The organism is Cyclobacterium sediminis, assembly GCF_054781075.1.
On record NZ_BAAGVC010000011.1, the window covers coordinates 284,455 to 309,235 of the forward strand.

The following is a 24,781-nucleotide window of genomic DNA, read 5'->3' on the forward strand; positions in this document are numbered from 1 at the left end:
ATATACTTTTGCACCTATTTTCCTATTCCACTTCAAAACGAGCTTTGGAAATACTCAAAACGATATCTTCTGTAAAACAGCATTTAAGGACCTTAAAAACCCAAAATAGGGCCGTTGGATTGGTGCCTACTATGGGAGCATTGCATCAAGGACATTTGGAATTGATACGGCAATCGAAAAAACAAACAGACATCACATTTGTATCCATTTTTGTCAATCCTATTCAGTTTAACAACCCAGAAGATCTTCAAAAATACCCCAGAACTTTATCCTCCGATTTGGAAATATTAGCCAATGAAGGTGTTGACATGGTATTTACTCCTTCTGAAAGCGAAATGTATCCCCATGCAGTAATGATGGAATTTGATTTTGGTTCCATGGAACAAGTATTGGAAGGCCGTTTTCGCCCGGGACATTTCAATGGAGTGGCTATAGTCGTTTCTAAACTGTTCCATATTTTGCAGCCGGATATTTCGTTTTTCGGGCAAAAAGACATTCAGCAAGTTGCTGTGATTCAAAGAATGGTCAACGATCTCTCCTATCCTATAAAAATCGAAGTGGTCCCCACCATGAGAGAGGCAGATGGACTGGCCATGTCTTCGAGAAACCAAAGGTTAAGTAAAGAGGGAAGGGCCTTGGCTTCAATTCTCTATAAGGTTTTATCCAAATGTAAAGATGAACTTTTAAGGGGTGAGCAATGGTTACACATAAAAAATAAGGTCATTCAGGAAATGCTTGAACCACTTGATATAAAATCAGAGTATTTAGAACTCGTAGAACTAAGTAGTTTTTCTCCTGTCAATAATCTAACACCAGAAAAGCCATATGCTGTTTGTATAGCGGCACATATTGAAGAGGTACGATTAATAGACAACATCATTATACGTACTGACCATATATAACTAATGACATGCAAATTCAGTTATTAAAATCAAAAATCCACAGGGTAAAAATTACCCAAGCAGAACTACATTATGTTGGTTCTATCACCATTGATGAAACATTAATGGAGGCAGCGAATATAATTGAAAACGAAAAAGTTCAAATTGTAAACATCAACAATGGCGAACGCCTGGAAACTTATGTAATCAAAGGAGAGCGGGATTCGGGACAGATTTGTCTAAACGGACCGGCCGCAAGAAAAGCGCAGGTAGGAGATGTAATCATCATTATTTCCTATGCAACGATGGATTTTGAAGCAGCAAAAAAATACAAACCAACCATTGTTTTCCCGGATGACCAAAACAAATTGATTTGAGCAATAAGTTAAAAAACGGTTTACGCGTAACCGTTTCTTTGGTGGTTGCACTTTTGATTTTCTATTTCCTTTATAAGGATATAGAAAGCGAAGTATTTTTGGAAGCCCTCAAAGGCACCAACATTTTTTTGTTTGCCACTGCAATGTTTATTGGATTAATTGGTTTCTGGTTAAGGGCATGGAGATGGAAAAGGCTAATTGCCACCAACGAAACCATTTCATTGAAGACAAGTCCAATTTTTTGGTCCTTGATGTTTGGCAATGTGGTCAACCTAATCTTTCCAAGAGCAGGTGAGGTGGCCAGATGTGGGGCGGTTAGAAAAAACTACCCCATAGATTTTGGGAAAATTTTCGGCACTGTTGTTTTAGAAAGAACAATAGATATGCTCTTTATGCTATTGATGATGGCTTTGGCCTTTATTTTTGAAGGGAGGATATTTTTAAAAATTCTGAAAAAATTGGTTTCCATTTCTGCACTCAAAAACCTGGTCTCAGACTACCTCTTTTTGGCCATCTTACTTTTTTTAGGCACAATGGCCCTGGCTTTTGTCCTCTATCAACAATTTAAAAAAACTGCCTTTATAGGTAAACTCATCCAGTTTATCAGACATTTTGTCAGTGGGCTAAAAACCCTTTTTCAAATGGAAAACAAAGTCGGGTTTTGGCTAGCCACATTCTTAATTTGGATCATTTACTTTTTAATGATGTACTGGATGGCCTTATCAGTACCTTCAACAAGCTCATTGTCAGCTACTTCTATCTTAATGGTACTGGTAATGGGAAGCATAGGTATGATCGCACCTGTTCAGGGAGGCATAGGTACATTTCACGCCATGGTGGCTTTCATTTTGTTATTCTATGGTATACCTGAAACTCAGGGCAAGGTATTTGCGATGTTGGCTCATACCTCTCAAATGATAATTGTTTTAATTTTCGGAGGAATTAGTTTTCTTTACCTTTTTAGAAAAAAGCAAGAAACATTATAAAAGTAAAAACGTAATAGAAGGAAAATAAGCAATATAAAAAATGGGAATCATATTAATAGTAGTTGTATTCGCAATTCTCGGTTATGTGGTAAGTAACAAGCTGAAGAATAAGTTTAAGAAATACTCACAGGTTTCTTTGAAAGCAAATCTTTCCGGTAAAGAAATTGCAGAACTCATGTTGGCGGATCACAATATCCACAACGTTTCTGTAAATTGTGTGGAAGGACAACTTTCTGACCATTATAATCCAATGAATAAAACCGTAAACTTAAGTACGGATGTTTACTATGGACGAAATGCCGCCGCAACAGCTGTAGCCGCCCACGAATGTGGTCACGCTGTTCAACATGCCAGTTCTTACGCTTGGTTAAAACTGAGGTCAGCGCTAGTACCTATTCAAAATATAAGTGGTAAAATATTGAACGTAGTGTTGATCGCCTCTCTTTTTGGAGGAATAGCCTTGTTTGGCTTGCCGTATGAGGCTGTTGGTGTGGTGGTAGTAGGCGCTTATAGTATGCTTACTTTGTTCAGTGTAATCACTTTACCGGTGGAATTTGACGCAAGCAACCGAGCACTTGCCTGGGTCAAGCAACGCAATATCGTGACACCTGAAGAGTACGGAATGTCCAAAGATGCATTGAAATGGGCTGCGATGACTTATGTGGTTGCCGCTTTGGCTTCTATGGCCACACTAGCCTATTATATGTTTATCTTTTTTGGAAATAGAGATTAATAAACTAAAATTTATTTAAATTTTTAAAGGGGCAGCGTTGCCCCTTTTTTATTTTTTGAGTATAACTATATAAGAGAAAAGGGTTTGTGAATAATTCGCCTTGTAAAAAAGTGAAATTACTACTAATAAAGGTTTACTATTTGTTTATAGGTAATTGTCAAAACATTTAGCAAAACGCTCCTGTGAACAGGTCTTAAACTACTAGAGGTCAGGGAAAGGCATTCAATTAACCTTTTGGGAATTAGTTTCTTTTTCTCCTAATGAATGGATTTGTAACTAGAAAAATTCAGGAATATGGATTTCAAACTAAATGAGGAACAGCAGGCCATCAAAGAAGCTGCTTCGGCTTTTGCTAAAACAGAACTATTACCGGAAGTCATAGAAAGAGACATTAAGTGCAAATTCCCGAAAGCACTGGTAACAAAGATGGCAGACATGGGGTTTATGGGCATGATGGTTTCCCCAACCTATGGAGGAGGTGGTATGGACACCCTGTCTTATGTAATTGTTCTGGAGGAAATCGCCAAAATAGATGCCTCTGCAGCTGTGATCATGTCTGTTAATAATTCTCTTGTTTGTTGGGGTTTGGAAAAATATGGAACTGAAGCTCAGAAAAAGAAATACTTAAACCCACTGGCTTCCGGAAAATCCTTAGGTGCTTTTGCTTTGTCAGAGCCGGAGGCTGGCTCAGATGCCACCTCACAAAAAACCACTGCTGTGGACAAAGGAGACCATTACCTGCTAAATGGGACAAAAAACTGGATCACCAATGGTTATTCTGCTGATTACTATCTGGTCATTGCACAGACCAATAAAGAAAAAGGCCATCAGGGAATATCTGTATTTATTGTAGAAAGAGATTGGGAGGGATTTGAGGTAGGTAAAAAGGAAGACAAACTAGGGATAAGAGCTTCTGACACTTGCTCTTTAATGTTTACTGACCTAAAAATTCCTAAAGAGAACCGAATTGCAGAAGAAGGCTTTGGTTTTAAGTTTGCTATGGAGACATTAAATGGTGGTAGAATTGGTATTGCAGCCCAGGCACTTGGTATAGCAGCGGGCGCCTTAGATTTATCCATCAAATACGCACTGGAAAGAAAAACCTTCGGAAAAACCATCAGTGAGCATCAAGCCATACAGTTCAAATTGGCAGACATGGACACTGAAATTGAAGCCGCCCGATTACTTTGTTACAAAGCAGCCTTTAAAAAAGACAATAATGAAGATTATGTTAGGGCAAGTGCAATTGCCAAATTGTACTCTTCGAAGGCAGCTATGAAAACCACCATTGAAGCCGTTCAAATTCATGGGGGTTATGGCTATGTGCGTGAATACCACGTTGAACGAATGATGAGAGATGCAAAAATAACTCAGATATATGAAGGCACCTCTGAAATTCAGAAAATAATCATATCCAGAAAGCTTTTAAGCTAATTGTAATAGTAGTGAAGAATTAAAAATATATAGTAATTTTCATATCGGAATTTAGTTTATTCTAATTTTTTATTGGAAATTGTCATAATAAATCAGAAAAAAAATATACTTTTACAAAAAATAACTCTAAATGCACTAATCATGGAATATTACAATAAGGTGATAGAGTCGGTTGGAGTAAGGTACGTGAAAGGCAATAACTTCAAAATTGAACGACCTGTAACCATCACCGACTATACAGATTCTGAAAACACAGCCATCCTTCTTCACAGGGGCTCGCTAAATTATGGTGAAGACCAGGAATCTGTAAACGAAGGGGAAATTCTTTTTATTCCAGCAAGCAGGCCTACAAGGGTATCTTTTGGAACCGTTACTAAGAGGAACGAGACCAATAATGATAACTTTTTGGAAAACAAAAAGAAATACCTTCAGACCATAAGCTTCAAAAACATCAAAAATCTGGATGATGATTGTATCACCACGGTTACTTTTGAAGCAAAAGTATTCGATGTTGTTAATTTCTTTAATTCTTTAGGAATACCCGCATTTGTAATAAGATTCAATGACCGAATTGCTTCGATAATTGAAGATGTAGTGAAAGAATCTGAACAAAATACCCCGGGTAAAGAAAGAGTAATCAAGTTGTATACTGAATTGCTTGTAGTAGAATTGGTCCGCCATATTCTTAAAAACAGGTTATTCGTAGAAGAGTTATCTACAAACAGCACCTATTTCAAAGATCCTCGATTGATTGATATGTTCAACTATATCAAAAAGAATATAGGTGGTGACTTATCTAACAAAGTTTTAGCAAAGGTGGCCAATGTTTCTGAAGATTACGTTGGCCAATACTTTAAAATGCTGACAGGAATCAATCCTCAGGATTATATCGAATACCAAAGAATGGAAGCGGCAGTTGAATTATTACGTACAACCAAGAAAAGTATTCGTGACATAGGAAAAGAAGTGGGCTATAAAGACACCGCCTATTTCTGTAGGCGATTTAAGATGATGTATGGCCTTCCTGCAGGAAAAATGAGAAGAAGAGAGTCGCTAATTAACGTTCAGTGACGAATTATAGATTTTAGCATAATGCAAAACCTCAGTGATCAAGCTGGGGTTTTTTTCTGCCCCATTCCCAATAACCAATACATCTGCTCCCGCAGCCCATGCTGCTTTGGCTGCTTCCAGAGATCGAATTCCTCCTCCTACCATCAAGGGACATTCCACTTGTTCACTTACCGCCTTTATCATTTTTTGAGAAACAGGATTCTTTGCACCGGAACCGGCATCAAGGTAAAAGATAGGCAAACCCAAGTACTTGCCTGCCAAAGCCGTGGCTGCTGCAATATCCGGCTTGTTATGAGGGATCGGAATCGTTTGGCTTATGTATTCCACACTGGTACCTACATCACCATTTACCAGCATGTACCCCACAGGCAATATTTCAAGATTACTTTTTGCCAAGGTAGGTGCAGCCAAAACATGCTGACCAATCAATAGCTCCGGGTTTCTTCCGGAAATCAATGATAGAAACAAAATGGCATCGGCTTCCTCAGAAATCTGCATGACACTTCCGGGAAATAATACAATGGGTACATTACTTTTGCTTACTTCCCTTAATCTTCGCAAGCACTGATCTAGCCTTTTGGCATTTACTAAGCTTCCCCCTACAAAAAAAAAGTCAATTGTGAGGCCATGTGAAAGTTGATTCAATAAATCCAGAGAAGGTTGTTTGTCTAGCTTTTCCGGGTCTATCAGCAGTGCCAGGCCTTTCTCCCCTTTAATCTTCTTTTCTATAAGGAGCTCGCGCAGATCATTAATTCGATTCTTCTTCATTACCTACCTGGGCCATAACCACCTCCATTAATTTTGCTTTGCCTACCCCTACTAACATCCAAAATAACCTACTTCTTAAATTCCCTAAAAAGCTATAAGGTTTCTTACCTTTTTTTTTCTTCTTGGCCACTTTTTTCTTACGCTTACCTCCCAATTGATTGACAGTATAAACGGCCAATACCCCTCCTATTATTGCCAAGCCACCAACTTTTAAATACACCTGTGAATCTTGTTTAAAAAGCTGGAGTTGCTTTTCCAAAGTCTGTTCTAATTCTTCTGACTGTTTTAATAATTCCTCTTTCATCATTCTCCTTTTTTACCTTTAAATAAAAAAACATACCTGAAAAGAGAATTTTTGAGTATGCTCTGAAAGCCCCCTGCGTTTCTCAAAAGATACAATAACAGAAATATAAAAGTGTAAATGCCCGTTACCATCAAAAATCCAATGGAACTGCTACCATATAACTCACTGAAGTAAAACGCCAAAGCAATACTTCCAAAGAGTAAAATAAAAGAAGCAGAAATAATCATTAGCACCATAACTGCTACTCTTGCCACAACAGAACTAATTTTATCAGTAATTTCAGCTTTTATGATGTTTACCCTTACTTCTATTAATTTTTTTATCGTTGTAATGATCTCATTCATACAAACTTAGGGGTTGAATTAACAATTTATTAAATGGGATAGTCAAGTTACTATATTTTAAAGCAAAAACCTTGCAGAAAATCCTGCTTCTTGCAGAAAGGATATCTTCTGAGGGTTAGTTTATTCAACTACAAAGAAAAATAAATTCTCCTTAAATAAATATCCACAACTCCAGAACCGAAGCCAAAGCAGAAGTGTTGTAGTGGAATTACAACCTCCTCAAAAATTGCGGATAAAAAAAACTACCATGCAAAAGAAAATGAAAGTTGAAATCTGGAGTGATGTGGTTTGCCCATTTTGCTATATCGGTAAACGTAGATTTGAAAAAGCTCTGGCTAATTTCAGCCAAAAAAATCAGATTGAAGTGATCTATCGAAGTTTTCAGTTAAATCCCGATATTCAAACGGATACCAATAAATCTGTGGAGCAATACCTTGCTGAAAGCAAAGGCGTTACTCTAAGCAAAGCAACTGAAATGACCCAATATGTCACTGATCAGGCAGCATTAGAAGGGCTGGATTTCCAAATGCAGAATGCAGTGGTCGCTAACACTTTCAGGAGCCACAGAATATTACAGCTTGCCTTGACCCAAGGGAAACAACAAGCAATGAAAGAGCGCTTACTTGAGGCTTACTTTATAGAAGGCAAAAACATAGACGACATGGGTATTTTATCCAACTTATCCTCTGAGGTAGGCCTTACAAATGTTGAAGAAATCACAAAAACCGACACCTTCTCTGATGAAGTAAAAAGGGATATATTAGCATCTAAGCAAATGGGGATTCAAGGGGTGCCATTTTTTGTATTCAATCGAAAATATGGTATTAGTGGAGCCCAGGAAACCAAGGTTTTTGCTGAGGCAATCAATCAATCTTTTCTGGAATGGAAGGAAGAAAGCCTCCAATCTCAAGAAGGTATTTAAAACCCAAGCAATGGGTTTTACCAACCGCTGATTCCGTCTTTAGAAGCAGTCTTGATAACAAAGCCTACTTTTATAAGTTATCATTGAATAAATTGGCAATTGGTAACAAAAACCCACTTGAAAACAGTGGAAATATTATTAATGAATGGATAAAAAGGTAATTATAATAGGGGCAGGCATAGCAGGTTTGGCAGCTTCAATTCGATTAACCGTAAAGGGGTATCAAGTAAAGGTTTTTGAGGCGAACCCTTATCCCGGCGGAAAATTGACCGAAATCAATATTGACGGTTACCGCTTTGATGCAGGCCCGTCCCTATTTACTTTACCTGAACAAGTAGAGGAACTGTTTGCTTTAGCAGGCTTAAAAACCGAAGACTTTTTCCGATACAAGAAGCTTGATGTCAATTGTAATTATTTTTGGGAAGATGGTACGAAGCTAAGTGCTTATTCCAATTTGGATAAATTCACTAAAGAAGTGGAGCATCAACTTGGAGAAAAACCTCAAAACATCAAAAAGGCACTGGATAAATCAGCCTATATTTACAAATACCTTGCCCCTTTGTTCATGCATAGGTCTTTGCACAAGTGGAGTACTTGGTTTAACAAAAAAGCCATGGCTTCTTATTTTAGGATTGCTAAGTTTGGTCTTTTCAACACCATGAATCAGGCCAATCACCGGCAATTCAAACACCCAAAGCTGATTCAACTATTTAATAGGTACGCCACCTACAACGGATCAAACCCTTACCAAACCCCGGCCACTTTAAATATAATCCCACACCTTGAATTTAATAAGGGAGCATTCTTTCCTACCCAAGGAATGCACGACATTACTGTTAGCCTATACAATCTCGCAAAGCATTTGGGTGTGAATTTTCACTTTAACATGGCCGTAGATAAAGTCCTGGTCAAGGATCAAATAGCCATTGGAATACAAGCCGGGGACAAATCTTATAAAGCCGATTATATCCTTAACAATATGGACATGGTGACGGCCTATAAAACCATACTAAAAGAGGAAGAACAACCCAAACGATTATTAAAACAACCTAAATCTAGCTCTGCCTTGATTTTTTATTGGGGTATTAAAAAGTTTTTCCCTGAACTTGACCTACACAACATTCTATTTAGCAAGGATTATGAAAAGGAATTTAAAGCTATTTTTAAAGACAAAGACATCGATGATGATCCTACTGTGTATATCAACATCACCTCTATTCATAAAGAAAATGATGCTCCTAAGGGCGCCATGAATTGGTTCACCATGATCAATGTGCCTAATGATCAAGGTCAGGATTGGGAAAGTTTAAAAGCCAAGGCCCGAAAAGCCATTATTAGAAAAATAAATGCTACCCTAAAAACGGACATTGAGCCGCTGATTGAAGCGGAGCAAATATTAGACCCCATTGGAATAGCCACCAAAACTTCGTCAGCGAATGGAGCCTTATACGGCAATAGCTCCAACAACCGATACGCTGCTTTTTTAAGACACCCAAATTATAGTTCAAAAATAAAGAAATTGTATTTTTGCGGGGGAAGTGTTCACCCCGGAGGAGGGATACCTTTGTGCTTATTGTCTGCAAAAATCACGGCAGAGATGATTCCTGATGCTTAAGAATCTACTAAAACCTTATAGGATTCATAAAGTCCATAAACTTCCCGAACATAGCGAACTGTCACATGGCCTTTGGCATAGCCACTTTTCACCCATGGATCTCGATACACTTCCGGTTTGGATTTTCTCTCCAAATAATACGCAACATTCTTCCACCTTTTGTTGTCCTTTCCATATTTATAGGCCAAGCGCCAAGCGTCTTGAACATGACCATGCCCTACATTGTAAGAAGCCAAAATAAACTTAATCCTTTCGTTGTTATCAGGCACACGGTCGAGCCAAAAGCCATCCAGGTATTTGAGGTAATTGACACCTCCCCTTAAACTTTCATTGGGATTGTTTGGATCATTCACCCCAAAACGTTGTAAAGTTACAGGCATCAGTTGAAGCAAGCCTACTGCCCCTGCATAGGAAACAGCAGAATGATTAAAGCGGCTTTCTTTATACACCAGAGCAGCCAATAATCTCCAATCCCAACCCAGTTTATCAGCTCCTTTTTTAATGATATTATCATAGGCCGAAATTCTATCGCCTGAAACAGAAGAAAAGGCTGATGAGGACCTGTGGTAACTGTTTTTCTTATTGAGAAAATACTTGTGGTACAATATGGCTTTGTATCCTGTTCGATTTATTCTTTCAATCCACTCATTGATCTTGGCTTCCAACTGAGGTGCATTTTTACGAATGGCCCAAGCCACTGGGTTGGGTTGACTAACCGTAAGACCTACGTCTAATAAATCATTATAGGTAGCATTTACCAAGGCAATGTCATTGTCCACCACTGTATAGTCTATTTTCTCTTCAATGACCTGATTGATCAAATCTTCCAAACTTGTGTTCTTTTCTTCTATAGACAAAGCAAGCGAGAGGGAATCACTTAGTAATGAAAGCCTTTCCTTATAAACCGTCCCTTTCTTTATATAAACCTTCTTATTGGTAAGTTGGGTAAGGCTGTCCACATGAGATTGATCTTTCCGCTGCACCACCACTGTTTTCATGCTATTAATCGGTGCAGTAAAATTGGCCCGCTTTTTTCTCTCCTCGTTTACTTCAAAGTTTATGGCAACAATATCAGCTTTCCCTTTATTCAAAAGGCGAAATCCATCTTCCAAATCATGCTTTACAATTAACCTTAGGTTCACCCCAAGCTGGTTCGCCAAATTACGAAGCAACTCAAATTCATAGCCCATGGTCCGGCCCCTATAGATATAATAGCTGGTAGATGAATTGTCTACAACCGCTCTAATAAATCCCCTTTTTTTAATGGCATCAAAATCTAAGACAGCAGGGGATTCCCAATATTCCGGCACCTTTATTTCTTCAACATTTGACTTGCATGAAGTCAATTCGAAAACAATTAATAGCAAGAAAAGGCAAGAAATGCTGGTTTTTGACATAGAGGGGGCACTCTAATCGTGCTTTGGTGTTATCAATTATAGGCTTTTATCCTTAATATACCAAAAATAGCCCTGCAAAATATAGGCACTGAGCCCCTATTACTCATGTAAATTCTCCTGCAAATTAGCGAAATAAATATTACCGGAAAGCCGCATAAGTTCTATTTCATTCTCCTTTATTGTATAAAGAGACTCTATCAATCTGCTCTCAGCTTGCAATCTGCTCACTTGGGCATCCCGAAATTCAAGATAATTAGTGATTCCCAATCGAAACCTGTCGAGTGTAATGTCAGAGCTCTCCACAGCCACCTCATAATTTAATTTTTCTATTTCCAAAAGTCGTCTGCTATTTTGGTACGTATTGAAGGTCCGCTGTAAATCAGACAGCATTTGATTTTCATATTGTTCCATCAAGTGCTTCTGGTTGTTGATTTGAATCTTAGCGGCTTGAATGCGCTTATTTAAGGCCAAGCCACTGAAGAGGTTTAAGCTTATGGTGGCCCCCAAATTAATTCCTTGCTGCTGATTACTCAGCAAAAATCCTGCATCCGAATTTAAAGTATTGTCTATATATGACCCATTTAAGGTAATGGTCGGTAGCCTTTGTGCCCGCAACTCTTTTAATTGGAGATAGGCAACATTTTCCATTCTTTGGGTAGCCAAAAAACCTTTATTTTGATCTAAAGCACTTTCTTTCAATTCTTCAAGAGAATAAGAATCCTCTATGGTGATGGTGTCATTGACTACAAAATTTTTATTTGGGCCGATGGCTAGTAATTCGTTCAAATTGACACTTGAATTTTGAATAACTTGTTCTTGGGAAACCAAGGCTGTAAGGTCTGCATTGTAATCCACCTGTGCAGCTAAAAAGTCTCTTTTTGATGCACGTCCAAATTCATATTGAGCTTTGGCGATCTCTAATCTTTCATCTGATAATTTTAAAGTGTGCTTGAGCACCTCGTACCGTTGTTGCTCAAGAACCAACCTGTAGTAGGCCGTGGCAATAGCAGCTACGGTATTTTCTATGACCACCTTGGCCTCCAACTCAGATACTTCTCTCAATTTCCCCAAACGTTGCATGGCAACTACTGCATCTGCCCTAAAACCATAGATAGCTACCAAGCTATAGTTATTGTTTCTGGTTTGGGCATTGGGGATAATCCTTGGATTTTCCGGATCACTTACAAAGGCCTGTTCTGTATCTTCCTTTCTATAAACTCTGGTATTATTTAAGTCAAGCACTGGCATCAACAGACTTCCGGCTTGTTTTTTCTCATTTTCTGCCAACAAAACCTGATTGGTAGCAATCTTAACATCAAAGTTATTTTCCAATCCAATCTCAACTGCCTTTTCAAAAGTTAAAGGTTCGTCCTCCTGTCCATACAATCTGCAGGAGTAAGCTACTATCATTCCTAGCAATATAATTTTCTTCATATTAAACTCTTGCTAATCTTCCTTTTTTAGATGTCAAATAGGTATATATACCCGGAATAATAAATAAGGTAAGTAGTGTTGCTAACAACATTCCACCAACTACCGCTACCCCCATCGGTACCCGTCCTTCTGAACCTGCTCCCAATGCCAAAGCTATTGGCAAAATTCCCAAGATGGTGGACAAACTGGTCATTAAGATGGGGCGAAACCTTGCTGCTGCAGCGCCTTCAATGGCTTCTGATATGGGAATCCCTTGGGCTTTACGTTGGTTGGCAAATTCCACAATCAATATCCCATTTTTGGTCACCAAACCAATGAGCATGATTATTCCTATTTGACTAAATACATTAAGGGTAAAATCAAATAACCACAATGAAAACAAGGCGCCAAATATCGCCAATGGCACCGTAAACATGATTGTCAATGGGTCCATAAAACTTTCAAACTGGGCAGATAAAACGAGGTAGATCAATATCAAGGCAAACACAAAGGCAAACACCAAACTACTGGAACTGTCTCTGTACTCCTTGGATAATCCGGCCACATCGGTGGTATAGGTTTCGTCAAGCACTTCGGCTGCAATTTTATCCATTTCCACAAGTCCCGAACCTACTGTTTCTCCCGGAGCTAGGCCTGCCTGCACCGTTGCACTTACAAACCTATTGTAGCGATAAAGTTGAGGTGGCGTACTTCTTTCATTGATCTTAACCAAATTATCCATTTGAATCAATTCGCCTTCATCACTTCTTACATATAGCATCCTGAGGTTTATGGGTTCATTCCTATCCTCCAACTGCATTTCACCAACTACTTGGTATTGCTTGCCATTCATGATGAAATAATCAAATCGCTGACCGGAATAACTCAGCTGAAGTGTTCTCGCAATTTCTTGCACCGAAACGCCTATGTTTCTGGCTTTCTCCCTATCAATCTCCACCTCTATTTCAGGCTTGGTAAATTTTAAATTGACATCGGGAAAAGTAAAAACGGAACTTTGTCCTACTTTATCCATAAAAACCGGGATAATTTCTTTTAACTTCTCCAAGGTCTGGGCTTGAATAACATATTGGATGGGTAGTCCGGCTCTCCTATCTCCAATGGATGGTTCCTGCGCTCCAAAAGCCCTAACGGCCGTCTTGTTCTTTAAATACACTGCCACATCATCAAAAATTTCTTGTTGACTTCTTTCCCTTGTTGCTGCATCCTTTAAAACCAATCTTATAAACCCTGAGTTGGTACTTGCAGAACTAAACCCAGGAGAGGTAACCGAAATTAGCCCTTCTCTCTCTTCCTCAGGAATCATTTCAAACAATTCCACAGTCATTTCATCAATGATTCGGTCCATATAGCTAAAAGTTGCTCCCTCAGGTCCGGCCATATTTATTCTTATTTGTCCCCTATCTTCTAAAGGAGCTAATTCAGAAGGAATATTATTAAAAAGATAATAAGTACCAAGTCCCATTAGTCCAACCAAAACAAAAGACATCCACTTTATTTTCATAAAAGAGGAAAGAGCTCGCACATAAATTTTGTTTAACCACAAAAAGAATGGCTCTGTTTTATTATACAACCAGTTATGCTTTTTTCTTCTTTTTAGTAACTTAGAACTCAGCATTGGTGTCATGGTGAGGGCCACAAAAGAGGAGATGATCACTGCTCCTGCCACAACCACTCCAAATTCCCTAAACAGCCTTCCTGTGGTGCCTGTAAGAAAAATCACAGGTAAGAAAACCGCAGCCAAGGCTACCGTAGTGGCTATAACGGCAAAGAATATTTCCTCAGCTCCCTGCTCCGCTGCAGTTTCCGGATTTTCTCCGTTTTCAATTTTGGAATAAATATTTTCCAACACCACTATGGCATCATCTACCACCAACCCTATGGACAATACAATGCCTAGCAAAGTCAGTACATTGATGGAAAACCCTGCCATATACATGATAAAAAATACACCTATCAAACTAATGGGGATGGTAAGCACAGGAATAAAGGTCGTACGCCAATCTCTTAAAAACAGAAAAATGATAAGCACCACCAACATGAAAGCCACAAAAATTGTCTGTTGCACTTCGCTGATTGAATTTCTTATAAATTTGGTAGTGTCAAATCCTATCCCCAGTTTAATATCCTCCGGCAGGTCTTTCTTTATAAATTCCAGTCTTCGATAAAACTCATCTATGATTTCAATACTATTTGATCCCGGTAAAGGTACCAAGGCCACCCCTACCATGGGCACCCCGTCTCTTTTTAGCACAGTCCGTTCATTCAGAGGGGCTATCTCTGCATTTCCAACATCCTGAAAACGCACCACATTGTTGGACTCTTCTTTGATAATCAATCGGTTAAACTCTTCTGAAGTACTCATCCTACTCCTTGTCCTTACCGAAAGTTCTATGGACTCACCTTCAATTTTACCGGTAGGGAGTTCCACATTTTCGCTTTGGACTTTGTTTAGGACATCTAAGGGTGTAATGCCATAGGAAGCCATTCGCAAGGGGTCCATTCGCAAACGCATGGCATATTCCTTTTCTCCCCAAATTCTGATTTCACTGATACCATTGATGGTCTGCAGCCTTTCTTTGAAAATATTGGTGGCGATATCAGACAACTCCAATAAGCTTCGTTGATCACTTTGTACATTTAAAAATACGATGGGCTGGGTATCTGCATCCTGTTTGGAAACGATAGGGGGATCAGTATCGGGAGGAAGGTTTCTTTGGGCCCTTGAAACTTTATCTCTTACATCATTCGCTGCGGCCTCCATATCAGCCCCGATTTCAAATTCCACCGTAATGCTACTGTTCCCATCATTACTAATGGAAGACAAGGATTTAATTCCGGAAATACCATTAATGGCTTCTTCCAGAGGTTCTGTAATCTGTGCCTCAATTACATCCGCATTGGCCCCCACATAAGTCGTTCTTACATTCACCACCGGAGGATCCACACTTGGAAATTCACGGATTCCTAAAAAGGAAATTCCAATGATACCAAAAATCAAAATAGTGAGTGACATCACTATGGACAATACCGGTCTTCGAATACTGATTGTAGATAAACTTGACATATGATTCTATCAGTTCGTTAAGTTAACATCAACGGACATTCCATCCTTTGCTTGCAATACGCCTGTCGTTAATACCAGTTCTCCAGGACTTACTCCTTCTAACAACTGGACCCTCGTATCTGATCTTTGACCGATCTCCACCTTTCTGGATTCGATGACACCATCTTTGGCCACGAAAACTTTGTATCCTTCTAATTCAGGAACGATAGACTCAGAAGGGACAAGAATGGCATCCGTTATTTTATCCAGAACCAAACGAACCCTTACAAACATTCCCGGGAGGAATTTTTTGCCTTTGTTTGGACTCTGAGCCCTGATTTTCAAAGTCCTGGTAGCCGCATCTATATTCGGTTCAATGGCATAAACCTTTCCTTCTGCTTCTTCATTGGATACATTTGAGTTGAAATAAATGACCGTACCCACCTTTATTTCATTGGAATATCGCTCAGGAATTGAAAATTCTATTTTGATAGGGTCTACATTGACAATGGTGGCAATAAGGTCAGCCGTGCCGATTACACTTCCTTCTGATATTTGCCTGAAACCTAACTCTCCATCAAAAGGCGCCCTGATGATCATTTTATTTAGTTGGGCTTCGATCAAACGCAAATCTGCAAGATTGGTGTTGTATTGATTGAGGACTATGTCGTATTCTTCCTGGCTAATGGCCTCTTTTGTTAATAACTGCTTTTGCCTTTTTTCCTGACTTTCATACAACTTTTTGGTATACGCCAACCTATCATATTGGGCTTTTAACTCGTCGTCGTTTAAGTAAAGTAAAGGGGTACCTTTTTTCACAAACTGCCCTTCCTCAAAAGTTATTTTCTCCACCAAACCATTCACTTCAGGCCTTAAGTTTACCATTTCATTGGGTATAAGGGCACCAGTAATATTCAGGCTACTTTCCAGTGGCTCTTCCTTCAGTTTAATTACATTTACCGGAAGGTTTGACTGCCCCCCTGTAGTAACATTTTCTGTACCCGCCGTCTCCCCTTCAGTGAAAAGCTCCATTCTTGGATAGAAAAATATAAACCCTATCACTAATAGGATAATTACAGACAAAATGATTTTGGTTTGGTTTTTCATTCTGAAAACTAATGTATCGTTTAACCAACAAGTTTTTTTAAAGATATAAGGTTAAAGTAACCCTATTTTTATTAGCAAAAAAACAATAAAATTTAAGAGGTAAAACTAAGCCATTAATGGCGTGAAAATCCAGTATTTATGGGCTGAAATCATTTTATTAAAAAAAATGGATTTTGCAATGTCTATCCCATTTGGATAGATTAGCAATCCAGCCTAAACAATTGATATAAAATAGACTTAAGTCCGCATATTACACAAAGTGTAGTGTTTATTACGAAAAAAGAGGTCACCTATGTAGGCGACCTCTTTTATTCTATAGCAATCTAATTTAAAAATTAAAACAAATACCTTAAACCAACCTGCATGCTCCAGGTAGTTCCAAAACCACTAACATTTCTGAAAGGATTCGTAGGAAGGTTTCCTGAAATGGTGGTTAGGTTAAAATCAGGAGTGGCACTTACTGAACCTGCCCTTGAGAGCAGGTTTTCAGCACCATTTAAGTTATCCTGAATCCCCCAATCACTGTTTAATAGATTTCCAAGGTTAACAATATCAACACTCAACTGAACAGTGTTTTTCATTTTCCCAAAAGTCTGAGAAACATCTTGTAGGATACGGATATCGAACCTGTTTAACCATGGGTTAAGGAAGGCGTTTCTCGGTAAATAATCCCCTCTGTATTTGCTCAATCCATTTTCCTCGACATAGGCATCAAAGGCAGCTCTTTGCTCTGCTGCGGTATAAACTACACCATCATCATCTGTAATGTCGACAAAATTCATGGTAGAAGAATTTTCAGGAAGGTAAATTAAGTCTCCTGTAATGCCATCCCCGTTAAAATCATTGCCATACACATAAGAGTATCTTCCCTGATGTGCTCCATTATAGTAAAGTCCTATGGTGGTAGCCAATGCATTGGCATATTCAATTCTATAACTTACACTTCCTACTATCCTATGAGGAATTGCGAAGTTAGAGATATGCAGCATTTGATCGTTTGGACTATTAATAGTAGGGCTTGCACCCCATGCTGAACTTGCATTGGATCCATCATTTGCCGTAACTTCTTTTGCAGAAGAATAGGTGTAATACAAGGAAGCACTAAAACCTCTGTGATAAGGTACCGATACACCAACTGTTCCACTAAAGCTTCTACCTTTGATACTGGTATTGGAAAGTACGGTTGCATTATTTCCTCCCATTACACTGTTGTAAGCAGTACTTTGTCCGGGAAGAAACACTTCCCTGGTATCACCATAATCACCCGGAGCTCCACTAGAACCGTAATCCATGGTATTGGTTGACCTAATGCGGTTAGCTCCATATTGGAATACGGCATTGATATCTCTGGTGTACAATAAATCAGTAGTAAAAAGCAATGGAGTATTTGGGATTTGGTAATCCAAACCAAAACTTGATCTCCATACCATTGGCATTTTAAAATCAGGGTCAACCAATGCGAATGAACCCGGAGCACCTTCTGTTGGAGAAGAAATAAATACATCTTCAGCTCCTTCAGGAACATTTTCCACATAATAGTAACGCTCTGGTTGGAAAGTGATGTTGTCTATCCACCCTTCAACTTGCTCGTAACTCCCCGGCTCAACGTTATTCTGGATCACACCTGCATTGGTAGGCATATTGGTCAACCATACGAATGGTACCCTTCCAGAAAATACGCCGGTACCACCTCTCAATGTAAGCGAACGGTCACCAAATACGTCATAATTAAATCCAAACCTTGGAGAGACCATTAATTTAGAAGTTGGCCACTCTCCTGAGTTGTAATTGGTAGGCATTCCAAATTGATTGGTCAGGGTAATCTCGTTGATGGATTCGTTAGCCGTTAATTCATTCAGGTAAATCGGAAGCTCAGCACGAAGACCAAAAGTAATGCTAAGGTCATTATTTACTGCATATTTATCCTGAGCATAAAGAGAGGCCAATCCAAAATTAACCCTGGAATAGGTATCTTGTCCTGCATAAGGGTAAGTCAAGCCAAATATGGTAGGAGCAACTTCGTTGGCAGTCCCTGTAGTAAGGAAGTCTTCTACAGATGCATAACGATAATAAGAGGTTCCCATTCTGGTATAACTGTTACCAAAATTCTGAAGTTCAAAGGCAGCACCCATAGTGATGTTGTGCTTCCCTTCTACATAATTCAAGTTATTGATAATAGAGTAATTATTGTTAATAACGTCATTGTTATAAGTAAATAACTCCGTACCAAACGAAATATAATTCATGGAACCTTTGTCCTTTACCATATTTCCATTACCATCATCAACTAAATCGCCACCATCCCAGATGTCAACAAAAGGGAAAAGTTGGTCTGATGGAGAAGTTCTTTTGTCCTGAATTCTAGAATAAGTAGCCAATAATTGGTTCGACCAACTTGTGCTGATGTAACTATTCAATTCTGCAGTAATGGACCTTACAGAATTCTCAAATCCATAATTTCCATTTTCAAAGGTCATGGCATTCTGACTAACCCTTGCTCCATTTGGCCATGGAGCCCTAGGACGAGGACCTGAAGTGGCATTGGCCAATTGATTAGAAGTACCAATTACTTGGTTGTACCTCACGGCCAATTTGTTCTTTTCATTGATGTTCCAATCAATCCTTGCTAGCAATTTGGTGCTGGCTTGTTCCGCCTCATTGGCATAGCCTTCATATCTTCCCGGATCATACCCCCATTGGTTGATCAGGTGGTTTTGAACAGCTTCCAAATCTGTTCTTGTAGGTCTGGCAATATTATTTTCAGGATCAGCAATACCGTCTTCTGACGGTCTCCAAAGGTTTACTCCGGAAGCATTAGCTCCTGTGAGGATCTCTCTTTCGGCATTTACAAAGAAGAACAATTTGTTTTTGATAATTGGTCCTCCCAATCTAAAGCCAAAATTCTTGGTGGCAGCATCTACAGCCTCCAATTCATTGTCACCAATTTTCCTTCCCTGAAGGGATTGGTTTTTAAGGAAGTAATAGGCAGAACCTTCTAAGGTATTGGTTCCACTTCTGGTTACGGCATTGATACCTGCACCTGTAAAGCCACTTTGCAACACATCATATGGCGCAATATTTACTGTAATTTCTTCAATGGCATCCAGAGAAATTGGTTGAGAATCTCCCCCTGGTAGTGGGTCACCACTTAAACCAAACCCATTGTTAAAGTTTGCTCCATCAATCTGAAGGTTATTGTACCTTGCATCCCTTCCCGCAAAGGAATTACCACTGGCTTGAGGGGTTAACCTTGTAAATTCAAGTACACTCCTGTTGATCTGTGGAAGGTTTTTTAATTGTTCATTGGAGATATTGGTGGCAGTACCTGTGCGGTTTGAAGTGAAGTCTGAACCCCTGTCTCCTTCTACAACAAACTCTGTCAATTCCGTGTCTCCGTCAATAAGCGCTGCATTTAAATTATAAACCTCTCCAAGCCTCAAGACTATTCCTGAGAATAGTTGAGATTCAAAACCAAGGTAATTAATTTCAATAGAGTAGGGCCCTCCCACTCTCAGGTTGGGTAGGTTAAACCTTCCATCCACATTGGTAACAGCTCCATACACGGAACCGGAAGGCTCGTGGGTAGCTTTTACAGTAGCACCTATCAGTGCCTCTCCTTCTGTGTCAAACACAGCTCCTTGAACAGAACTGGTAGTTACTTGCCCATAACTGCTCCCAATAGCCAGAAACAGCAATAGCACAACAAGCATTCTTTTTTGTAATAGTTGCCTCATTTTCAAATATTTAATAGGTATAAATAAATAATAGAATCAAAAATAGGATCGGCTTTATTTGGGTACAAATATAATCTTAAATTAGGGCTATTAGAATAGCTAACTATTAAGTTTTCAATTGAAGTGCCAAAAATAATTAACAAATTCCTAACATTAGAATTTAGAAGGAAATATTTTAAACCTTTTATTAACTCGATTGAAAAAAAATAATCAATCGTAAATCTAAAAATTGCCTTACAATTATTCCAAATCCACTTCTAAAGTTTAAGAAAGGTCTAAATCAAAAATTCATTAAATGAAATTTCTAAACTTTATTCTAAGCCTTCCTAAAACTGCTGTTCTTTAAAAGCATTATTTTCATAGAAACTCATTATCTTCAATTTTATAAAACGAGCAAAGTAGCAGCTGTTGTCTTCTCTACTTTAATTCGTCCAAAATCATTCAAATTGTAAATAATGCTGACCTCTCAAAAAGGAATCATTTTCATTCAAACTACAAAGAGAAGTAAATGCCAGTACACTTTTAACAACCACCTAAGTACCTGATTGGTTCGACTTTAAGACAATTAAAAATAAAGAAATTAAAAAAAATGCGCAAAAAAGAAATCTTATGGTTATATGTCTTCCTCTTTACATCCTTGGCAGATATTTCAATGATCATTCATGCAGAGATTAATTATAGGTATTTCACCAAACCTTTGATTATGCTCTCTCTCTTGCTTTATTTTTTGCAAAGCACAAAATTGATCAAAGGAAGTTTACTACGTATCACCGTTTCTGCCGGCCTGTTTTTCTCCTTCCTGGGAGACGCTTTGCTTTTAAACAAAGACTTGTTTTTATATGGCCTCGGCGCCTTTTTTATGACACATGTATGTTATATAATAGCCTTTAAGCTGACTCAAAATCAGACCTTAAACCTATTTAAGGTAAATTTTATAAAAATGTTTGTTTACAACCTTCCACTTTACATCCTAACAGCATTCATCTACTTCCTGATTCATGCGCAGTTGAACGAATTAAAAATTCCGGTTATTATATATACAATGGCCATTGTCATGATGGTGACAATGGCCAGAGAAAGGTATGGTAGAACCAATAATTCAAGCTTTTGGCAATTGTTTATTGGTGCTTTTCTATTTTTTATATCTGATAGTTTGCTGGCCTTAGATCGGTTTTTTTATCCCATAATCGATGGAGATCTTTATATTATGGGCACCTATATTTTAGGTCAACTATTGATCATTATGGGAATAAGAAGCCACCTTTTGCAAGTTCATAAAGCTTCCTCTTAAATTCCGTTTATTCTTTTTCTCTTTCTTTTATATCCAATGACAACTCAATCAATTGTTCATCAGAAATGCTGCTTGGAGAGTTAATCATCACGTCTCTACCTGCATTATTCTTTGGAAAGGCAATATAATCCCTAATGGAATCTGTTCCTCCAAAGATGGCACATAAGCGATCAAAACCAAAGGCAATCCCACCGTGAGGAGGAGCTCCAAATTCAAAGGCTTCCATAAGAAACCCAAATTGTGATTGGGCTTCTTCTTCTGTAAAGCCCAGATGCCTGAACATCATTTGCTGGGTTTCCTTGTCATGAATTCTAATGGAACCACCACCGATTTCTACTCCATTGATAACCAAATCATAGGCATTGGCGCGAACCTTTCCGGGATCTTTGTCGAGAAGTTCCATGTCCTCTTTTTTAGGAGAAGTAAAAGGGTGGTGCATGGCATGATACCTGGCCGTTTCTTCATCCCATTCAAGCAATGGAAAATCCAGCACCCAAAGCGGTTTATATACAGATTTGTCTCTCAATCCCAAATCATCCCCCATTTTAAGCCTTAATTCGGACATTTGCTTTCGGGTGTCTTTTTCACTCCCGGAAAGCAGCAATATCAAATCACCTTTTTTAGCTCCTGCTTTGTCTGCCCAAGCTTTAAGGTCTTCTTGACTGTAAAATTTATCCACTGATGACTTAAAGGTGCCATCTTCATTGCATTTAACATAGACCATGCCTTTGGCACCTATTTGCGGTCTTCTTACCCAATTGGTAAGCGCATCCAGCTGCTTTCTGGTATAGTTTGCTGCACCCCCTGCATTGATGCCAAGGATCAGCTCTGCACTATCAAATATGCTAAACCCTTTTCCCTGTGCCAAATCATTGAGTTCCACAAAAGGCATCCCAAAGCGGATGTCAGGCTTGTCATTTCCATAGAGACGCATGGCATCTTCATAGGTCATGCGATCGATATTACCCAATTCCATCCCCTTAACTTTCGTGAAAAGATGACGAACCAAACCCTCAAAGATCTCCAAAATATCCTCTTGGTCTACAAAGGACATTTCACAGTCTATTTGGGTAAATTCCGGTTGCCTGTCTGCACGGAGATCCTCATCTCTAAAACACTTTACTATTTGAAAATAACGATCAAAGCCACTGACCATTAATAGTTGCTTAAAGGTCTGTGGAGATTGAGGTAAGGCATAAAATTCCCCTCCATGAACCCTGCTAGGAACAACAAAGTCTCTAGCTCCCTCAGGAGTGGACTTGATCAATACGGGTGTTTCCACCTCCATAAAATCTTGTCCATCCATGTATTTCCTGGTCTCCTGCATCATGCGATGTCTCAGTTGCAGCTTTTCTCTAACCACATTCCTTCTCAAGTCCAGGTAACGGTACTTCATTCTCAACTCTTCCCCTCCATCTGTCTCGTCTTCAATGATGAATGGTGGCACTTTGGCCTTATTTAATACCTTCAATTCACTTACGCGAATTTCAATTGATCCGGTAGGGATTTTATCATTTTTTGAAGCACGTTCAATCACCACACCTTCAGCCTGAACGACATACTCCCGTCCCAAGGTTGTTGCAGTTTTTAAAAGCTCAGGAGCCACGGCCCCTTCTTCAAAAATCAGCTGGGTAACACCATAACGATCCCTAAGGTCTACCCATGCTAATCCTCCCTTATTTCTTACCCTTTGCACCCATCCGGATAGTATAACTTTTTTATCCAAATCCTCCAGACGGAGTTCTCCACAAGTATGTGTTCTAAGCATTGAATTAGATTTTTATTTGCAAATAATCGCCAAAGATAATCATTCAGACTAGAGATTGCTATTTTTATCCTCAAGATAAAGCAATACAATTGGGTGAATTCTCGTTTATTCACAAAAAATATAATTTAGTTCTTGAAGGAAAAAATGTATATTCGCATAGGATACTCAAATTATATTGTAATTTACTAAGATATTCGACATTACAACCCCTACTAAATATTAATTACCCTAGAATTTATGAAAAAATATTGGACTTTCGGAGGATTATTTATCATTACCTGTATTGCATTTTGGATTTACGATGGAAATGTTCCTCAAGTTCAGGAAGATGAACCGCAAGAACCAGTAGTATCTGCTCCTGAACCGGAAGAAGAAAATTTATTATATGGAATCAATGTGGATGATGTAGACATTGTGGAAGGTGTGGTAAAACGAAACCAAACTTTGTCTACAATATTGGCCCCTTTTGATGTGCCTTATCAAATTATCGATGAAATCGCTAAAAAGTCAAAGGAAATATTCGATGTAAAAAAAATAGCATTCAACAAAAAGTACACCGTACTGACTCCAAGGGATTCCACGAAATCTAAATTTTTTGTTTACGAACCCAATCGGACAGAATTTGTAGTTTTTAATCTTAGCCAACCGGAAATTTATAAAGAAAACAAACCGATGGCGATCAATCGTAGAGAAATTGGAGGCAAAATCAGCTCTTCCTTATATGTAAACATGACTGAGTTGGGACTTGGTCCTGATCTTGTTGATCAATTTGCTGATCTCTATGGCTGGGTGGTAGATTTCCAAAGACTTCAAAAAGACGATAAGTTCAAGGTTATTTTCAAGGAGCAGGTAGTTGAAAACCAAATTGTAGGCATCGAAGACATTGAGGCCGCCTACTTTGAACATATGGGACAAGGATACCATGCCATTCCTTTTGAGCAAAACGGTATCATTTCTTACTTTGACGAAGAAGGGAACAGTCTAAAAAAAGCATTCTTAAGAGACCCCTTGAAATTCTCCCGAATCAGTTCCAGATATAGTCTTAGTAGATTTCACCCCGTTCAAAAAAGGTACAAAGCTCATTTAGGAACTGATTATGCTGCCCCAAGAGGCACAGAAATTCGCTCAGTAGGTGACGGAACAGTTTTAGAAGCAACTTATAGGGGTGGCAATGGCAATTTTGTGAAAATCAAACACAATGGCACCTATACCACTCAATATTTACACATGTCCAAAATAGGAAAAGGAATAAAAAAGGGAACCCGCGTAAAACAAGGTCAAATTATCGGCTATGTAGGTAGCACAGGACTGGCTACAGGCCCACATCTTTGCTTCAGATTTTGGAAACACGGTAAACAAGTCGATTGGCTAAAAGAAGATATTCCACCTGCAGAACCGATAGCAGAAGAAAACAAACTTGCGTTTGAAAAGGTAAAACAAGAAAAAATCAACAAATTAACGGCTATACAATATACTCAAAAAGTACCTCTGCTGACAAGCAAATGATTTGAAGTCAGGTAATGTATTAACCTATTTATTACATGTAAAATTAGTTTAAAACAAAAATGTTTA

General features: G+C 38.7%; 19 protein-coding genes. 10 read left to right on the top strand and 9 right to left on the bottom strand.

Annotated features, from left to right (window positions below; genetic code table 11):
- Positions 1 to 44 precede the first annotated feature (44 nt).
- The 6 genes from panC to ACYVHJ_RS14220 all read left to right on the top strand — a co-directional run bounded on the left by panC (position 45) and on the right by ACYVHJ_RS14220 (position 5,482).
- Positions 45 to 902, top strand: a complete 858-nt coding sequence (panC, locus tag ACYVHJ_RS14195; RefSeq protein WP_339900967.1) for a pantoate--beta-alanine ligase — start codon at positions 45 to 47, stop codon at positions 900 to 902.
- Positions 903 to 910: 8 nt separating this feature from the next.
- Positions 911 to 1,258, top strand: a complete 348-nt coding sequence (gene panD, locus ACYVHJ_RS14200; RefSeq protein ID WP_339900966.1) for an aspartate 1-decarboxylase — start codon at positions 911 to 913, stop codon at positions 1,256 to 1,258.
- The gene (locus ACYVHJ_RS14205) at positions 1,255 to 2,244 is read left to right on the top strand and encodes a lysylphosphatidylglycerol synthase transmembrane domain-containing protein (RefSeq protein ID WP_460515817.1); all 990 of its coding nucleotides are present in this window, start codon (positions 1,255 to 1,257) and stop codon (positions 2,242 to 2,244) included. The genes panD and ACYVHJ_RS14205 overlap by 4 nt, the downstream gene beginning before the upstream one ends.
- 40 nt (positions 2,245 to 2,284) lie before the next feature.
- The gene (locus ACYVHJ_RS14210) at positions 2,285 to 2,977 is read left to right on the top strand and encodes a zinc metallopeptidase (RefSeq protein ID WP_339900962.1); all 693 of its coding nucleotides are present in this window, start codon (positions 2,285 to 2,287) and stop codon (positions 2,975 to 2,977) included.
- A 294-nt stretch (positions 2,978 to 3,271) separates the two neighbouring features.
- Positions 3,272 to 4,411, top strand: a complete 1,140-nt coding sequence (locus tag ACYVHJ_RS14215; RefSeq protein ID WP_339900961.1) for an acyl-CoA dehydrogenase — start codon at positions 3,272 to 3,274, stop codon at positions 4,409 to 4,411.
- A gap of 141 nt (positions 4,412 to 4,552) precedes the next feature.
- Positions 4,553 to 5,482 carry a helix-turn-helix domain-containing protein gene (locus ACYVHJ_RS14220; protein WP_339900959.1) on the top strand — a complete coding sequence of 310 codons (930 nt, stop codon included), beginning with the start codon at positions 4,553 to 4,555 and terminating at the stop codon, positions 5,480 to 5,482.
- Here the strand turns inward: ACYVHJ_RS14220 and ACYVHJ_RS14225 are convergent.
- The 3 genes from ACYVHJ_RS14225 to ACYVHJ_RS14235 are packed head-to-tail and all read right to left on the bottom strand — an operon-like array spanning position 5,465 to position 6,898.
- The gene (locus ACYVHJ_RS14225) at positions 5,465 to 6,250 is read right to left on the bottom strand and encodes a geranylgeranylglyceryl/heptaprenylglyceryl phosphate synthase (protein ID WP_460515820.1); all 786 of its coding nucleotides are present in this window, start codon (positions 6,248 to 6,250) and stop codon (positions 5,465 to 5,467) included. The two genes, ACYVHJ_RS14220 and ACYVHJ_RS14225, sit on opposite strands and share 18 nt — an antisense overlap.
- A complete protein-coding gene (locus ACYVHJ_RS14230) occupies positions 6,231 to 6,557 on the bottom strand; it encodes a hypothetical protein (RefSeq protein ID WP_339900956.1) in 327 nt (108 codons plus the stop codon). The genes ACYVHJ_RS14225 and ACYVHJ_RS14230 overlap by 20 nt, the downstream gene beginning before the upstream one ends.
- Entirely contained in the window at positions 6,554 to 6,898 is a 345-nt protein-coding gene (locus tag ACYVHJ_RS14235) for a phage holin family protein (protein ID WP_339900954.1), read from the bottom strand. The genes ACYVHJ_RS14230 and ACYVHJ_RS14235 overlap by 4 nt, the downstream gene beginning before the upstream one ends.
- A gap of 247 nt (positions 6,899 to 7,145) precedes the next feature.
- Between ACYVHJ_RS14235 and ACYVHJ_RS14240 the strand changes: the two genes are divergently transcribed.
- Together ACYVHJ_RS14240 and crtD are read left to right on the top strand one after the other, a co-directional pair.
- Complete coding sequence (locus ACYVHJ_RS14240) at positions 7,146 to 7,820, top strand: DsbA family oxidoreductase (RefSeq protein ID WP_460515823.1); 675 nt, start codon at positions 7,146 to 7,148, stop codon at positions 7,818 to 7,820.
- 145 nt (positions 7,821 to 7,965) lie between these two features.
- On the top strand, positions 7,966 to 9,435 hold the full coding sequence (gene crtD, locus ACYVHJ_RS14245; protein ID WP_460515825.1) for a phytoene desaturase family protein: 1,470 nt from the start codon (positions 7,966 to 7,968) through the stop codon (positions 9,433 to 9,435).
- Here the strand turns inward: crtD and ACYVHJ_RS14250 are convergent.
- The 5 genes from ACYVHJ_RS14250 to ACYVHJ_RS14270 all read right to left on the bottom strand — a co-directional run bounded on the left by ACYVHJ_RS14250 (position 9,432) and on the right by ACYVHJ_RS14270 (position 20,150).
- Positions 9,432 to 10,832 (bottom strand): MltF family protein, encoded by a 1,401-nt coding sequence (locus ACYVHJ_RS14250; RefSeq protein WP_460515827.1) that lies wholly within the window; start codon positions 10,830 to 10,832, stop codon positions 9,432 to 9,434. The genes crtD and ACYVHJ_RS14250 overlap by 4 nt on opposite strands.
- Positions 10,833 to 10,931: 99 nt before the next feature.
- Positions 10,932 to 12,266: a TolC family protein gene (locus ACYVHJ_RS14255; protein ID WP_460515829.1), complete on the bottom strand. Its 1,335-nt coding sequence runs from the start codon at positions 12,264 to 12,266 to the stop codon at positions 10,932 to 10,934.
- Between the two features lies 1 nt (position 12,267).
- On the bottom strand, positions 12,268 to 15,330 hold the full coding sequence (locus ACYVHJ_RS14260; RefSeq protein WP_460515832.1) for an efflux RND transporter permease subunit: 3,063 nt from the start codon (positions 15,328 to 15,330) through the stop codon (positions 12,268 to 12,270).
- Positions 15,331 to 15,339: 9 nt separating this feature from the next.
- Complete coding sequence (locus tag ACYVHJ_RS14265; protein WP_460515834.1) at positions 15,340 to 16,416, bottom strand: efflux RND transporter periplasmic adaptor subunit; 1,077 nt, start codon at positions 16,414 to 16,416, stop codon at positions 15,340 to 15,342.
- Positions 16,417 to 16,751: 335 nt separating this feature from the next.
- Positions 16,752 to 20,150, bottom strand: coding sequence for a TonB-dependent receptor (locus ACYVHJ_RS14270; RefSeq protein ID WP_460515836.1), 3,399 nt, complete (start codon positions 20,148 to 20,150; stop codon positions 16,752 to 16,754).
- 589 nt (positions 20,151 to 20,739) lie between these two features.
- On the opposite strand from ACYVHJ_RS14270, the gene ACYVHJ_RS14275 reads away from it, so the two are divergent.
- A complete protein-coding gene (locus ACYVHJ_RS14275; RefSeq protein ID WP_339900943.1) occupies positions 20,740 to 21,441 on the top strand; it encodes a lysoplasmalogenase in 702 nt (233 codons plus the stop codon).
- 7 nt (positions 21,442 to 21,448) lie between these two features.
- On the opposite strand, the gene aspS is transcribed toward ACYVHJ_RS14275, so the two are convergent.
- On the bottom strand, positions 21,449 to 23,209 hold the full coding sequence (gene aspS / locus ACYVHJ_RS14280) for an aspartate--tRNA ligase family protein (protein WP_460515838.1): 1,761 nt from the start codon (positions 23,207 to 23,209) through the stop codon (positions 21,449 to 21,451).
- Positions 23,210 to 23,446: 237 nt separating this feature from the next.
- Between aspS and ACYVHJ_RS14285 the strand changes: the two genes are divergently transcribed.
- A complete protein-coding gene (locus ACYVHJ_RS14285) occupies positions 23,447 to 24,715 on the top strand; it encodes a M23 family metallopeptidase (protein WP_460515840.1) in 1,269 nt (422 codons plus the stop codon).
- Positions 24,716 to 24,781: the final 66 nt, after the last annotated feature.

Bases quoted from the DNA above. Each gene is read 5' to 3' on its own strand.
- ACYVHJ_RS14270 (WP_460515836.1), bottom strand. From the start codon at position 20,150: ATGAGGCAACTATTACAAAAAAGAATGCTTGTTGTGCTATTGCTGTTT.
- ACYVHJ_RS14255 (WP_460515829.1), bottom strand. From the start codon at position 12,266: ATGAAGAAAATTATATTGCTAGGAATGATAGTAGCTTACTCCTGCAGA.
- ACYVHJ_RS14240 (WP_460515823.1), top strand. From the start codon at position 7,146: ATGCAAAAGAAAATGAAAGTTGAAATCTGGAGTGATGTGGTTTGCCCA.
- ACYVHJ_RS14275 (WP_339900943.1), top strand. From the start codon at position 20,740: ATGCGCAAAAAAGAAATCTTATGGTTATATGTCTTCCTCTTTACATCC.
- crtD (WP_460515825.1), top strand. From the start codon at position 7,966: ATGGATAAAAAGGTAATTATAATAGGGGCAGGCATAGCAGGTTTGGCA.
- ACYVHJ_RS14250 (WP_460515827.1), bottom strand. From the start codon at position 10,832: ATGTCAAAAACCAGCATTTCTTGCCTTTTCTTGCTATTAATTGTTTTC.
- panD (WP_339900966.1), top strand. From the start codon at position 911: ATGCAAATTCAGTTATTAAAATCAAAAATCCACAGGGTAAAAATTACC.
- ACYVHJ_RS14225 (WP_460515820.1), bottom strand. From the start codon at position 6,250: ATGAAGAAGAATCGAATTAATGATCTGCGCGAGCTCCTTATAGAAAAG.
- ACYVHJ_RS14235 (WP_339900954.1), bottom strand. From the start codon at position 6,898: ATGAATGAGATCATTACAACGATAAAAAAATTAATAGAAGTAAGGGTA.
- ACYVHJ_RS14230 (WP_339900956.1), bottom strand. From the start codon at position 6,557: ATGATGAAAGAGGAATTATTAAAACAGTCAGAAGAATTAGAACAGACT.
- ACYVHJ_RS14265 (WP_460515834.1), bottom strand. From the start codon at position 16,416: ATGAAAAACCAAACCAAAATCATTTTGTCTGTAATTATCCTATTAGTG.
- ACYVHJ_RS14260 (WP_460515832.1), bottom strand. From the start codon at position 15,330: ATGTCAAGTTTATCTACAATCAGTATTCGAAGACCGGTATTGTCCATA.
- ACYVHJ_RS14285 (WP_460515840.1), top strand. From the start codon at position 23,447: ATGAAAAAATATTGGACTTTCGGAGGATTATTTATCATTACCTGTATT.
- ACYVHJ_RS14215 (WP_339900961.1), top strand. From the start codon at position 3,272: ATGGATTTCAAACTAAATGAGGAACAGCAGGCCATCAAAGAAGCTGCT.
- aspS (WP_460515838.1), bottom strand. From the start codon at position 23,209: ATGCTTAGAACACATACTTGTGGAGAACTCCGTCTGGAGGATTTGGAT.
- ACYVHJ_RS14220 (WP_339900959.1), top strand. From the start codon at position 4,553: ATGGAATATTACAATAAGGTGATAGAGTCGGTTGGAGTAAGGTACGTG.
- ACYVHJ_RS14210 (WP_339900962.1), top strand. From the start codon at position 2,285: ATGGGAATCATATTAATAGTAGTTGTATTCGCAATTCTCGGTTATGTG.